Source organism: Sinorhizobium sp. Y406, from assembly GCF_058732025.1.
This window is the reverse complement of the sequence record NZ_CM178974.1, coordinates 1,193,694-1,207,546: the sequence shown is the minus strand read 5'-3', so window position 1 is coordinate 1,207,546 and position 13,853 is coordinate 1,193,694. Positions and strand designations below refer to the sequence as shown.

The 13,853-nt window shown below is 61.7% G+C and carries 10 protein-coding genes; 2 read left to right on the top strand and 8 right to left on the bottom strand.

Going from position 1 to position 13,853, the window contains the following annotated elements; translation table 11 throughout:
- Positions 1-15 precede the first annotated feature (15 nt).
- Positions 16-1,233: a deoxyguanosinetriphosphate triphosphohydrolase gene (locus tag AC4P1R_RS05805; RefSeq protein ID WP_069457797.1), complete on the bottom strand. Its 1,218-nt coding sequence runs from the start codon at positions 1,231-1,233 to the stop codon at positions 16-18.
- Between the two features lie 289 nt (positions 1,234-1,522).
- Between AC4P1R_RS05805 and erpA the strand changes: the two genes are divergently transcribed.
- The gene (gene erpA, locus AC4P1R_RS05800; protein ID WP_069457798.1) at positions 1,523-1,852 is read left to right on the top strand and encodes an iron-sulfur cluster insertion protein ErpA; all 330 of its coding nucleotides are present in this window, start codon (positions 1,523-1,525) and stop codon (positions 1,850-1,852) included.
- 42 nt (positions 1,853-1,894) lie between these two features.
- Here erpA and AC4P1R_RS05795 read toward each other — a convergent pair whose 3' ends face one another.
- Positions 1,895-3,358 (bottom strand): phospholipase D-like domain-containing protein, encoded by a 1,464-nt coding sequence (locus tag AC4P1R_RS05795; RefSeq protein WP_069457799.1) that lies wholly within the window; start codon positions 3,356-3,358, stop codon positions 1,895-1,897.
- Positions 3,359-3,558: 200 nt separating this feature from the next.
- Between AC4P1R_RS05795 and xth the strand changes: the two genes are divergently transcribed.
- Positions 3,559-4,350: an exodeoxyribonuclease III gene (gene xth / locus AC4P1R_RS05790; RefSeq protein WP_069457800.1), complete on the top strand. Its 792-nt coding sequence runs from the start codon at positions 3,559-3,561 to the stop codon at positions 4,348-4,350.
- Between the two features lie 16 nt (positions 4,351-4,366).
- On the opposite strand, the gene exoR is transcribed toward xth, so the two are convergent.
- From exoR to AC4P1R_RS05760, 6 genes are all read right to left on the bottom strand, one after another.
- Positions 4,367-5,170: an exopolysaccharide production regulator ExoR gene (gene exoR, locus AC4P1R_RS05785; RefSeq protein WP_069457801.1), complete on the bottom strand. Its 804-nt coding sequence runs from the start codon at positions 5,168-5,170 to the stop codon at positions 4,367-4,369.
- A gap of 447 nt (positions 5,171-5,617) precedes the next feature.
- The gene (locus AC4P1R_RS05780; RefSeq protein ID WP_151611952.1) at positions 5,618-6,898 is read right to left on the bottom strand and encodes an outer membrane protein transport protein; all 1,281 of its coding nucleotides are present in this window, start codon (positions 6,896-6,898) and stop codon (positions 5,618-5,620) included.
- A 539-nt stretch (positions 6,899-7,437) separates the two neighbouring features.
- Positions 7,438-10,281, bottom strand: coding sequence for a valine--tRNA ligase (locus AC4P1R_RS05775; RefSeq protein WP_069457803.1), 2,844 nt, complete (start codon positions 10,279-10,281; stop codon positions 7,438-7,440).
- A gap of 185 nt (positions 10,282-10,466) precedes the next feature.
- Positions 10,467-11,270 carry a PopZ family protein gene (locus AC4P1R_RS05770; RefSeq protein ID WP_069457804.1) on the bottom strand — a complete coding sequence of 268 codons (804 nt, stop codon included), beginning with the start codon at positions 11,268-11,270 and terminating at the stop codon, positions 10,467-10,469.
- Between the two features lie 248 nt (positions 11,271-11,518).
- Positions 11,519-12,883 (bottom strand): outer membrane channel protein TolC, encoded by a 1,365-nt coding sequence (gene tolC / locus AC4P1R_RS05765; RefSeq protein WP_069457805.1) that lies wholly within the window; start codon positions 12,881-12,883, stop codon positions 11,519-11,521.
- A gap of 277 nt (positions 12,884-13,160) precedes the next feature.
- Positions 13,161-13,820 (bottom strand): protein-L-isoaspartate O-methyltransferase family protein, encoded by a 660-nt coding sequence (locus AC4P1R_RS05760; RefSeq protein ID WP_069457806.1) that lies wholly within the window; start codon positions 13,818-13,820, stop codon positions 13,161-13,163.
- Positions 13,821-13,853 lie beyond the last annotated feature (33 nt).

Here is a 13,853-nt window from a genome sequence, read left to right as displayed (position 1 = left end):
CGCGCGGGGGCGTCACTACCGCAAATCGGGCGTATGGTCAAACAAACGCCTGTGCACGCTGATGGCGAAAGTATCGGTCATACCCGCGAGGTAATCCCCCACGTGGCGCGCGCGGGCCGGCTCCGCCATCCCGGCGATCTGATCGACCCAGTGGTGCTCCCGCATCAATTGCGGATCGGCCATGAAAGCATGAAAGAGATCGGTCACAATCGACGCCGCCCCCTGCCGCACGCGCATGACCTCCGGATGCCGATAGATCCTGGTCATCAGCAGGTTCTTGATCTGCCGATCGGTCTCGCTCATCTCCTCGGAAAAGGTCGCGATCGCCATGCCGGCCCTTCGCACCTCTTCCACGCTCCGGGGCCGGATATCGCGCAGGCGGGCCTGCGCGACGCCGATGACGTCCTCGACCATCGCGGTGATCTGCCGACGCATGATCTCATGTGTAAAGCGACTCGTCTCCAGGCCGGGATAGCGGTCGTCAACCTCACGCATGAGGCGTGCGAGGAACGGAACCTCCTCGAGCATGCCGAGAGTGAGATAGCCTGCCCGCAGACCATCGTCGATATCGTGAGTGTTGTAGGCGATGTCGTCGGAGATGGCCGCTACCTGCGCCTCGAGGCTCGCAAAGCTTGCAAGCTCGAGATCATGAAGCTGGCAATAGTCGAGGATCGGCTGCGGCACCGGACCGCGGGTCCCCTTGCCGTCGGCCGTCATCAGCGGCCCGTTGTGCTTGACCAGCCCTTCGAGGCTCTCCCAGGTGAGGTTCAGGCCATCGAACTCCGCATAACGCCGCTCCAGCTTAGTGACGATGCGCAGCGACTGGGCATTGTGGTCGAAGCCGCCATAAGGCTCCAGGACCTCGTGCAATGCGTCCTCACCGGTATGGCCGAATGGGGTGTGGCCGAAATCGTGGACAAGGGCTACGCCCTCGGCGAGGTCTTCATCGAGTTTCAGCGCCCTTGCGAGCGCGCGAGCGATCTGGGCAACCTCGATCGTGTGCGTGAGCCGCGTGCGATAATGGTCGCCGTCGGCCGCGATGAAGACCTGCGTCTTGTGCTTCAGGCGGCGAAAGGCAGTGGTATGCACGATGCGGTCGCGGTCGCGCTGGAAATCGGATCGCGTCGGACTGGCGGCCTCCGGATAGAGCCGGCCGCGTGAAGCCCATGGGTCCGTGGCGAAGGCCGCATGCTCGCCGTAGCCGAAGCCGAGGGCCTGTCTGTCAAAAGTCATTTCACACCTGTCGGGTCATCCATTGACGGGACATTCACGCCTTCATACCTATAGTATGTGCTACAAGAAAGCCGTGCACATCCCGCCGGAATGCTTGCGGCGGAACGACGTCTGATGGACAAACCGCCAGTCGCTCGCTCTTTTCGGTGTAGCGCAACCCGCATGTCCCTTCCGCCAGAGACATGCAGACATTCAGGACGAGAGCGGCGTTTCTGCGCCATGCAGACGCACGGTGCTTTCGGATGACAACGATTCTCTCCGGGCCTTGATCCCGGCAGGAGGCAGAAACATGCAGGACACAGTGATCCTTTCGGATGCAGCAGCAAAGCGCATTGCCGCCATTCTCCAGGCGGAAAAGGACAAGACTGCCATGCGGGTCTCCGTCGAAGGAGGCGGCTGTTCCGGCTTCTCCTACAAATTCGACCTTGTCGACAAGGAAAACGAAGACGACCTGGTCCTCGAAAAGGACAACGCCAAGGTCCTGATCGACAGCCTTTCGCTCGTCTATATGGGCGGTTCCGAAATTGATTTCGTCGACAACCTGCTCGGCCAGTCGTTCCAGATCAAGAATCCGAACGCGGTCGCAAGCTGCGGCTGCGGCACGAGCTTTTCGGTCTGAAGAGACCCGCGGGCTCACGTTGAAAAAAAGAGCCCATGCGGGCTACAGATAGGGTGACCCGAGCCAGAGAATCCGATTCGCCAGCCGGTTCAGGAGCGGCTGCGCATCCAGACTCTCGAGGGTCACCTCTTCCGCATTCGTCCGGAGGGCGCAGATTTTCTCGCCGATGGCCCGCGCCATGGCGTCATCGAGAATTTCCAGATCAAATTCGAAGTTGAGCCGTAGCGAGCGGGGGTCCAGGTTGGACGAGCCGACATAGACCCAATGGTCGTCGACAACGATCAGCTTGGAGTGATTGAAGGCACCCTTTGCTCGCCACACGCGGCAATGCCCCTTCAGAACCTGATCGAACTGCGCCGTCATGGCTCGATCCACCAAAGTGAGGTTGTTGACTGCCGGCACGACGATATCGACCTCGACTCCCCTACGCGCAGCGGTCACCAGCGCGCTGATGAGTTCCTTGTCCGGCAGGAAATAGGGAGACATCACGCGAATGTGCTTCCGCGCGATCGAAAAGGCCCCCATCAACATCTTGTGGTTGGTCTCGTTGGTGTTGTCGGGGCCTGAGGGAACGGCGCGCATCAGGACGGACGGCATACCCTCCATTTCCTCCGGTTCGACGACCCGCCATGCGTCGCCCGCAAGAATCTCGCCCCTCGCGAACTGCCAGTCCTCGGCGGCAACCTGGAAGATATCGGCGACGACCGGCCCCGCAACCTGGAAATGGGTATCGAAGGAGGCCTCTCCGCCCGCGACCTCCGTCGAAAATTCCGCCCTTATGTTCATGCCTCCGGCGAAAGCCACCTCGCCATCTATGACGATGATCTTGCGATGGGTCCGCAAATTGGCATAGGGCAGCCTCAGGCCCATGATGATGTTGCCGTTGAACACGGCCGTGGGGACGCCGGCTTCCTGCAGATACCCAACGATGCTCGGAACGGAGTAGCGCGCGCCGACGGCATCGATCAGCACGCGCACCTCGACCCCGCGCTTTGCCGCGGCAATCAGGGCATCGGCGAAGCGAAGTCCGATCCGATCGCGATCGAAGATATAGCTCTCAATCAAAATGCTCCGGCGCGCCGCGGCGATCGCCTCCAGCATCGCCGCATATACGTCGTCGCCGCCTTCCAGCACCGTGATGCGATTGCCCGTCGACATCGCAAATCGCGAAACGCGGTCCCCCAATATCTTCATCGCCGCGAACCGATGGCCGAAGCGGACCGCCACGTGATCGTTCGTGACATCGAAACGCAGGAATGGATCGGGACCGTTCAAGCGCAACAGGGAGCGTTGCAGGCTCAGCGACGAACGGCGAATGCGATTGATGCCCGCCACCGCATATATGACGGCGCCAAGTATGGGAGACAGGAGAATCACGCCCACCCAGCCCGCGGCGGCACGCACATCGTCCTTCGTCATCGCCGCGTGGATGATCGCCGGCGCACCCAGGGCGAAGGACAGGAGTGCGAGAAATTGCGGCCAGTAATCTTGGATGAATGCGATCATGCGCGGGACTATAGACAGACCGGGACCGGAATCAATTCCGCCACCCAAGGCTGCAGCAGTGATCGAGTCGGACGCAGGTTCATGCTGGAGCTCCAGTTTGCTGCGCCATGCTTCAGCCCTGATTGGACGCGCGGCGCGCCAGCCGCTACAAAGAATCGCGGTAAGGATCACCGGAGAGAAAGAAAGGCAGACCCCATCCCATGAAGATCGCCACCTGGAACATCAACGGCGTCAAGGCACGTGTCGACAGCCTGATCGCCTGGCTCAAGGCGTCCAATCCGGACATCGCGTGCCTGCAGGAGATCAAGTCGGTTGATGAGGCCTTTCCCCGCGGCGAGATCGAGGCGCTCGGCTATCACGTGGAAACGCATGGTCAGAAGGGATTCAACGGGGTTGCCCTGCTGGCGAAACAACGGCCGGACGAAGTCAACCGCGGTCTGCCGGGCGACGACACCGACGAACAGTCGCGGTTCATCGAAGGCGTCTTTTCCGTCAAGGGAGGCGCGATCCGCGTCTGCTGCCTTTACCTGCCGAACGGCAATCCGGTGGGGACTGAAAAATACGCCTACAAGCTCCAGTGGATGCAGCGTCTTGCGGCGTTTGCCGAACGGCGCCTTGCGCTCGAGGAACCGGTGATTCTCGCGGGCGACTACAATGTCATTCCCGAGCCCCATGATTGCTGGGACGTGAAGGTCTGGCAGAACGATGCCCTTTTCCTGCCGGAAACCCGGGCGGCTTTCCGACGCCTGCGCAATCTCGGCTTTATCGACGCGGTGCGCGCGACCTCGGACGAGGTGCCGCTCTATTCCTTCTGGGACTACCAGGCGGGGTGCTGGCAAAAGAATTTCGGAATTCGGATCGACCACCTGATGCTCTCGCCGGAGGCGGCCGACAAGCTCGTATCGACATCGATCGAGAAGCACGTCCGCGCCTGGGAAAAGCCGTCGGACCACGTTCCCGTCGCCGCCGAGTTCACGTTCGAAGCCGCGTGAAATCGAAGCTCGAGGGTCAGTCGTCCTGCCCGAGGTGCAAGTTCTGCGCCATCGCAATCGCCACGCGGCGGTCGTCCTCGGATGCCAGGGAAAAGGCCTGCTCCTGCATGGTCTGGAGCCAGGGCCTGTCCTTCGGCGAACACTGGTCGAGTGCGGCGGTCATATAGGCGAGACCCCGAATGCTCTGTCCTTCGTCGAAAAGGACGCTGCCGAAGACACCCATGGCGCCGGCATGGCCGTTCTTGCGCGCCCGGTTCAGCCACTTCTTGGCCTGTTGGACGTTGACGCTGCCGCCCTCGCCGGAAAGCAGCATCCGCGCCAACTGGAACTGCGCCTCGGCAACGCCGAAGGCGGAGGCTGCCTGGAAATAAAGTTGCCGCGCCCGCGACAGGTCCGCATGCACAGGGGTATCGGGAATGCCGCGCCGGTAATAGCCGGCGAGCGAGATCAGCGCATTGACGAAATAGCCGGTGTCTTCCGACCCCGGCTCCACCCCCTGCTGGGCGATTTCGCTGTAGATCTTGAATGCTTCGAGATCGTTTTCGGCGACGCCGTCGCCATAGGCATACATATTGGCGAGTGCCCAGCGGGAGCCCGTGTGCCCCTTTTCGGCGGCGTAACGATAGGCCTCGACCGCCTCGTCCTTTCGGCCGTTCTTGTAGGCCGAGAAGCCGAACTTGAAGAGCGCAAACGGCCCGGACTCTTTGGTCACGCCGGCGCCCGGATCGAAGGCCCTCGCCGGCCCCGCGGCAGCCGCGCCGACCGCCAGCGACATGCCGAGCACCGCGACCTTCAACGACTTGAATTCACTCCCGCACATCACAATCAGCTTCTTTCGTTCCACGCGTCTACGCTGAACCCACCACCGCTGCGAACACCGGCATTGAGCCGGAGCGCCGTCATCGGAACCTTGAGCGCGGCCACTCGCGACAGCCCGGCCGGCGGGCGGCAAACATCCGCCTCCCCGCGGCCGACATTACGCCGACTGCGCTCCAGACGCGAATTGCCAGGGAATGTCACGACAGCACACAAACTCAGTTTACCTTTAACGCAAGCACAGCACTCGGTTCCGCACGTTTGTCGCTACCATGGGTGCTCTCATTTTGTGGCGGGAAATGGACATAATGTCCCCTGACCGATACTAGCAAAATCATAGCCATAAATGTGTTGCTGAATCGTCACATTCGAAAGCGCTCATAAGCGAAGCGCGCGACCCATAGCAAAAGGCCCGGCAATGACCGGGCCTCGGACGTCTTGACGGAAGAGATCAGAACCTGACTTTCAGCGATGTCGAGATGGCGCCGACGAAATCATTGTCGAAGTCGTAGGAGACGTCGTCGCCGATCACCTCGCCCTGGTAGGTGACGGCCCCGGAGCTACCGCTGGTCATTATGCCGGCGACGCCCGCCAGACGAATTTCCACGTTGGCGGTCGGCGTATAGGAGACGCCGGTGCCGACCGTCCAGGTGTCCGTCTGCGCGCCATAGCCGTGGCTCGTACCGCGGTCCCAGGTCAGACTGACTGCACCGCTCCATTGGTCATTGAACTTGTGACCAATGCCGCCGGTGATGGTCCAACCGTCGCGGTAGAGGAAGTTCAAGCTCGTCCCGAAACGGCCCAGTGCGGCCTCGTCGGGTTCAAACTCGAGGACCTGCAACTGGCTCCAGTCGGTCCACTTCACGGATCCGAAAGCCAACCATCCCGGCGCGATGCCACTTTGGACCTTGAGCTCCAGGGAGTCCGGCATCGATGCAGATCCGTGAACGCCGTACTTCGTGCCATTCAATATGCCGATCCCCGGCACGAAGAATGCGACCTGCGTGAGGTCGATTGTTCCACGAAGATGATCGAGGTCGACTGCGCTGTTATAGACTAGGCTCGCACGCAAGGCGTATTCGGGGATTTCGTAGGCAACACCTGCTCGCCAGCCCCAGCCGCTATCCTCAAGGTCGATCCGTCCTACACCGGAGAGACTTGAAAATGGCGGTGGAAATCCTGTGAAGTCCTGGACAAGGCGCTCCTTAAAGCCGCCGACCTCCTGGTAGAAAACACCGCCAATGACGCGCATCTGACCGGGGCCAAGATCCCACTTGTAGGAGCATGTGGCAGCGTAGTTGTCGCTTTCGACCTTGGTTTCAATATTGGAGTTGGCGCCGGCCCAGTTCTCGCCCGGATTGAGGTGAGCACCCCACGGCTGCGAGTAGTCCGCCATACAGTCGACACTGTCCCCCAAGGCAGCCTTGAAACCGATGCGGGGCGCCCAATAGCTATCCGTGTCATCGACACTGTTCGGGCGACCGTTCAAGTTGCCGCCACCAAATGTCTCTGCAACCGCATTAGAGTCCGCAGTGTCCGTGTCCACGACGTTCTTGAGTTCGCGCTGCGGATTGACATAGGTCGCGGTCGCCTCGGCCGCGTAATCCGACGGATCGAAGAGCAGATCGATATTATAGCCGCCGCGCTCAAGACCCCCGGCCTGTGCCGCCGACGCAGCAAGCAATCCGGCTACCGCCGCGAGACCAGCACTTTTCAATCCATTTCGAGCCATACAGCTCCTCCCCTGCAATTTCACGTAAGCGACCATTCCCCATGCCGCCGTGGCGGGATATTCCTCACGATCGCGTGAAATGGCAAACACTGCTTCGGCGCTGTACCCGACCAGATCGGCCACCGAATTTACGTAAGAATTTCACGATTCGGTCATAATCAAAGAAAACAGGAACAGGATTCCAACAGCAAGGGAGACAGCCCCAACTTCAGAAATGAAATTCCATTAAATCAGCAAAGTGTGACGCAGCAACAACAATATTGCTTTTTGCGGGCCTGTTCCGAGTATCACCCAAGGAAGACGGTCGACAAAACCAATGAGTGTCGTTGCAAGTCCAGGTCGCCCGCAGCGCTCGTTCGGCTCGAAGTCGTATCGAACGACAAAGTTTCCGCGGCATTGCTGCCGCGGATCGTGTCTGCAACTCCGCGGGTCTTTTCAGACGCGCAAGGGTCGCTGCAGCGCTTTGAAGCGGTGCATCGAGCTCTCCGAAAATCGGTTCCGATATTCGGGCCAATGCGCCGAAGTCCGGGAAGGACGAACTACCCCGCTTCCGATACGCGGCTCAGGGCGACACCGAGCGAGTCCCTCTGCTGGTCGAGTTCCGCCAGCCGCTCCCGCTCGGCCTCGACCAGTTCAGGCTTCGCATTGGCGACGAACTTCTCGTTGGCGAGCTTGCCCAAAATCCTTTGCCGTTCGACATCGACCTTGGCGATCGCCTTTTCGAGGCGCGTTTTCTCGGCTGAGAGATCGATCAGGCTGCCGAGCGGAAGGCAGGCAGTCGCCTCACCGACGACGATCTGGGCGCTGCCCCGCGGCGCGGCCGCCGCGTGCTCGATCGTCTCCACTCGCGCCAGCCGCTTGATCGCCGAGGCATGCCGGTCGAGGCGCTCGCCGGTCAGACCCTTGGCGCCGACGATCACAAGCGGTGCCAGTGCCGCGGGCGGAACATTCATCTCCGCACGGACAGAGCGGATGCCCGAAACGAGGTCGATCAGCCAGTTGATTTCCTCCGCGGCAGCGTCATCCGCATAGAAGGCGGCCGGCCACTCGGCATGGCAGAGCAGCGTCGTGCGCTGGCGTCCGGGGGCTTCCGTCTTCTCCCAGAGCTCCTCAGTCATGAAAGGCATGAACGGGTGCAGGAGCTTGTAGGTTTCGTCGAGCACATAGGCGACGCAGGCCTGGGCTTCGCGCTTGGCGTCTTCATCGTCGCCATTGAAGACCGGCTTCAAGAGTTCGAGGTACCAATCGCAGAACTGGTTCCAGACGAAGCGGTAGAGGCTTCCGGCCGCCTCGTTGAAGCGGTAATTCTCGATCGCCTCGGTCACATCGCGGATCGTGCGCGAAAGCTCCGTCAGTATCCAGCGGTTGACGGTCAGCGAGGTCGCCTCGGGAATGAAGCCCGCGCTGCTCGTCGCGCCGTTCATCTCGGCGAAACGCGTCGCGTTCCAAAGCTTGGTGCCGAAATTGCGGTAGCCGGCGATGCGCGCCGGGTCGAGCTTCACGTCGCGGCCCTGCGCCGCCATGATCGCCAGCGTGAAGCGCAGCGCGTCGGCGCCGTACTCGTCGATCAGTTCCAGCGGGTCGATGACGTTGCCTTTCGACTTCGACATCTTCTGCCCGTTCTTGTCACGGACGAGTGCATGGACATAGACGGTGTGGAACGGTTCGATCGGTGTGCCGTCCGCGTCCTTCATGAAATGGAGGCCCATCATCATCATGCGGGCGACCCAAAAGAAGATGATGTCGAAACCCGTCACCAGTACATCGGTCTGGTAGTATCTTTCGAGTTCCGGCGTTTCCTGCGGCCAGCCGAGCGTTGAGAATGGCCAGAGGGCGGAGGAGAACCAGGTGTCGAGCACATCCTCGTCGCGCGTCAGAATCTCGCCCGGCTTGAAATTCTCCAGGAGGTCTTCGACATAGGCCTTCATCGGGCCTTCATGGGCGATGTAGTGCTGGATCGCCGCATGCAGCGCCTCTTCCTCGGTCCTTTCGACGAAGACCTGGCCGTCGGGGCCGTACCAGGCCGGTATCTGGTGACCCCACCAGAGCTGGCGCGAAATGCACCAGGGCTGGATGTTCTCCATCCATTCGAAATAGGTCTTTTCCCAGTTCTTCGGGACGAAGCTCGTCCGCCCCTCCCGGACCGCGGCAATCGCCGGCCTCGCCAGGGTCTTGGCGTCGACATACCATTGTTCCGTCAGCCGCGGCTCGATCGGCACGCCACCGCGGTCGCCGTGCGGCACCATGTGCTTGTGCGGCTCGATGTGATCGACGAGGCCGGCGGCCTCGAGGATTTCGACGATCAGCTTGCGCGCTTCGAACCGGTCCTTGCCCTCGAGCTGGTCCCAGGCGCCGTGGAGCGCCGCGGGATTGTCGAGGCCGTCCAGGAAATCCTCATTGTTCTTGATCGTAATGCGGCCGTCGGCCGTCAGGACGTTGACGAGCCGCAGCCTCTGACGCTTGCCGACGTCGAAGTCGTTGAAGTCGTGCGCCGGCGTCATCTTCACCGCGCCGGTCCCGGTGGTCGGATCCGGATACTCGTCGGCAACGATCGGAATGCGGCGGCCGACGATCGGCAGAATGACGTGTTTGCCGACGATTCCCTTATAGCGGACGTCCTCCGGATGCACCGCGACGCCGGTATCGCCGAGCATCGTTTCCGGACGTGTTGTCGCGACGACCAGATAGTCGCGCGTCTCCCACTCGGTGGCATTGCCATCCTCGTCGAAAGTAACCGGGTGCTGATAGGTTACGCCCTCCTCCAGCGGATAGCGCAAGTGCCAGAGATGGCCGTTGACTTCGACCTGCTCCACCTCGATGTCCGAAATCGCCGTCTGCAGCTTCGGATCCCAATTGACGAGACGCTTGTCGCGATAGATCAGCCCCTCCTTGTAGAGGCTGACGAAAACTTCGATCACGGCGTCCGACAGGCCCTCATCCATGGTGAAGCGCTCGCGCGACCAGTCGCAGGAGGCGCCGAGCCGCTTCAGCTGATTGAAGATCTGGCCACCGGACTCACCCTTCCATTCCCAGACTTTCTCGACGAAGGCCTCGCGGCCCATATCGCGGCGAGCCGGGAGCTGGCGCTGGGCGAGCTGGCGTTCGACGACCATCTGGGTCGCAATGCCGGCATGGTCCATGCCCGGCTGCCAGAGCACATCCTTGCCGCGCATGCGCTCGAAGCGCACCAGGACGTCCTGGAGCGTGTTGTTGAGGGCGTGCCCCATGTGCAGCGAACCGGTGACGTTGGGCGGCGGAATCACGATGCAGAAGGTTTCTGCACCGGGTTTTGCGCCCGCACCGGCACGAAACGCGTTTTCATCGTCCCACTTTTTGGCAATGCGAGGGTCGACGGCGGCGGAATCGTAGGTCTTGTCAAGCATTCTGTGGGGCCGATTTTCAAAGATTGATATCAGTGTTTTGTAAACCGGAAGGGCCGACGCAAGTCAACACAAACGGGAAAAAAGCCCGCAGGCGTGCCTCACCGGCGCGGTGTATCACTTACAGCGTCTTGGTGCGTTGTTCAGAACGCCGTAACGGGAGCCGCAGGGGCGCCCTCTTCCGACGGTCAGCGCCTGGGCCCCCGCGCTACGCGCTCGATTTCCTCGCGCACAAGCCTTTCGACCAGCGTCGGCAGATTGTCGTCCAGCCATTCCTGCAGCATCGGGCGCAGCATGGTTTCGGCGATCTCGTCGAACGAGCGTCTCGGCCCCTGCTCCACCGCATGCGCGAGATCGTCGAAAGCGCGCGCGACCTGCCGACCGACCGCCGGAGAAACGATGGCGCCGCTGGCCTTTTCGGCCTCGGAGTTCGAATCGGCAGTCGTCGATTGCTCGTCAACTTTGGCCGGGGAGGTCGCCTTTTCCGGTTCCGCCGCAGTATCCGGCAATGCAGCGGCAGGCGCGGCCGCTTCGACAGAGACGCTCGATGGGGTAACGGCGGACGAGGCGACCGCAGCCATCCGCGAAGTCAGCACAGGGCTGTCCTGTAGCTCGCGCGCTTCCGTCAGAGGCGGCTCTCGTCCGGCGTAGCTCGCCCCGTGGCGCTCGGACGCTGCTCTGACGCGCGCCGCGACGTCCGCGAGGGAAAGCGGCGATGGCGGCGTAGCGCCGTGGGTCCTGGCGGCAACCAGTTCCTCCTCCGGAACCGCCGGAGCTCGCCGCATCGATGCGATGTCTTCATCGGCCGACCGGAACACGGCGGCTTGCATTTCCGAATCGATTGCCAGTTCGATGTCGTCGTCGTCGCCGTCTTCGAAGCTCTGCGGATCAGAGGCGGCAATCGGCCCCGTCTCGTTGCTTTCGATGATCTTTCGGATGGATGCGAGAATCTCATCCATCGAAGGTTCTCGTGCGACGTTGAGCTGTGCCATTTCAATCCTCGTTTGCTCTGCGGTCGGACCCGGGTCGAAGCTCCGGAACCCGATTCCGCAAAAACCTTAGGTGAGTTCACGATCGAAACAAACGCCGCGAATCACGCTTGGAAATTGTTGCACAGATTTGTTTTTCTCGGCAGGCGCCGAATGCTTCAAAGGAAGGCACAACGCAGAAACGCCTCGCATTCCAACCGGATGCGAAGCGTTTCTACTCTCTTCAGCTTACCGACGGGCAGCGACTTGGCTTATCGTCCGTCGACGGTGCGCAGGCCGAACCACTTGTCCTTGACGGCCTCGTAGTGCTCCTCCGCGCGGTATTCCGCCACCTGAAGCCCTTGCGTCCTCACGGTCAGCCTGCCCATTGCCGCCAGCAGGGCATAGCTCGCCACGACGGCGTCGCGCTGAGCGACGGCAAGAGACTCCTGCGCATTCAGAACGTCCTGCTGCGCGTCGAGCACGTCGAGGGTCGTGCGCTGGCCGACCTTGCGTTCCTCGACGACGCCTTCGAGCGCCAGGTTGGCGGCGGAAATCTGCGACCGGCTGGCAGTGATGCGGGCGAGCGCCGATTCAAGCTGAGCATGGGCGGAGACGACGGTCTGCTGCACCGATGCACGCGCCGAATCGACGAGGATCCGCTGCTGGCCGAGGCGTTCCTTGGCCTGGCGGATCTGGCCGTATTCCGCGCCGCCCTGATAGATCGGCACTTCGAGCCGGGCCGTGATGCTCGCCGTGGTGTTGTCCGTGGAGACGTTGCCGGTGTTGCGGGTGACCGCGCCCTGGAGGACGACACCCGGCAACATGGTGCCTTCGGCCGACTTCACCTGAAAGCCGGCCGAATCGACGGCATATTGCGCAGCCAGGATCTGCGGGTTTTCCCTAAGGCCCGTGGCGACGGCCTGATCGAGCGACCTTGGCATGGCCTTGGTTGCCGGGCCGGGCTGCCTGATGCCCGTCGGAACCGCGCCGACGATCTGCACATAGACCGCTTCGCTCTGCTTCAGCTGCGCGACCGCCGCAACGAGCAGCGACTGGGCATTGGCGAGTTCCGCCTGCGCCTGGCTCACATCGGTACGGGTGCCTTCGCCCACATCGAGGCGCGCTTCGGCCGCGCTCAACTGCTCGCGAAGGAAGGCCAGGTTCTGGCGGCGTATGGAGACGATCTGCTGGTCGCGGGCGATGTTGGCGTAGGATTGTGCGGCCGCCAGAAGAATCTGGATTTCGTTGGCCTTCAGCGTCTCACGGCTCGAAAAAACCGTCGACTCTGCCGCCCTGACATTGTTCAGGGTCTGGAACCCGTCGAAAACGGTCTGGGTGATCGAGATGCCGATCTGCCCGCTATGAAGGTCGCGCGTGCCCGTCGCCTCGCTATCGACGCGCGACAGCGTCCCGGTCGCCGCGGCGGACACCTGCGGCCGATAGCCGGACTTTGCGATCGGAACCCCCTCGTCGGTTGCGCGCAGGCCGGCGCGCGCCGCGTTCAGATCCGGGTTGTTCGCGTAGGCCTTGGCCATTGCACCGAAGATCGACTCGGCGGACGCGGCGTGCGGCGCAAGCAACAGGCTGGTTGAAACAGCCGCCCACAAGGCTGTTTTGCGAACAAACGACACGATCTTACCTCCGATCAGCCGGGCGGCGTTGCCGCCCGCAAGTTAGTAGCAAGTCCCCACGGGTTGATTCGCTCAACCAGTAATGGCGCGCAAAGCCACGCACCGGCAGGCAAATCACCGCTTCTTTGCTCTATGAACCCCGGATTCGGCTTTGCGACAACTGTGCACCACCACTCGACCCGGGCATTTCAAAGAGAAACAGGCAACACGTTGCCAATCGGCAACATCGACTTTTTTGCGCCGATGCTCATATAATGAGGCACCTCAATGGGAGGAGCCATCAAAAAACAAATGTCTGCTCACGGCGGAAACCGGGCAGAGGCTTCACGGACGTATTGAAATCGGGCCGCTCGGACGTCCTTCCCGATTCGCGCATGTAAAGCTTCGCACGGGATGCGTTACTAAAGCCTTCAACGACCACGAGGCGCCCGCCATCGCGCAACTGCTCGAAGAGTCCGGCCGGTATCGTTTCGACCGCACCATTGATGAAGATCACGTCGTAAGGCGCCTCGGCAGGATAGCCCTTGTTGAGATCGCCGGTCACGACGGCAATGTTGTCGTAGCCGAGGCGTGCGAGCGTCTCCGTTGCGGTAGCGGCAAGCGCTTCATCGGCCTCCAGCGCCACCACCGAGCCGGCCAGAAGCGACAGCAAAGCCGAGGCGTAGCCCGTGCCGCAACCAATCTCCAGAACGACGTCGGACTTGGAAATCTGCGCGAGCTGCAGCAATTTTGCCAGCGGAGAGGGCTCCATGATGTAGCGCGGCTCGGCTCCTCCGACGAGTTGAATATCGGCATCGATATAGGCGAGTTCCCGCATCTTCGCGGGCACGAATTCTTCGCGCGGCACCGTGAGGAAGGCAGAGAGGACCGAATGGGACGTCACATCCGTCGTCCGGATCTGATTGTCCACCATCTTAGTGCGCGCTGCTTCGAAGTTCATGATACTGCCTCGTGTCCCCATGGGCGCGGCGCC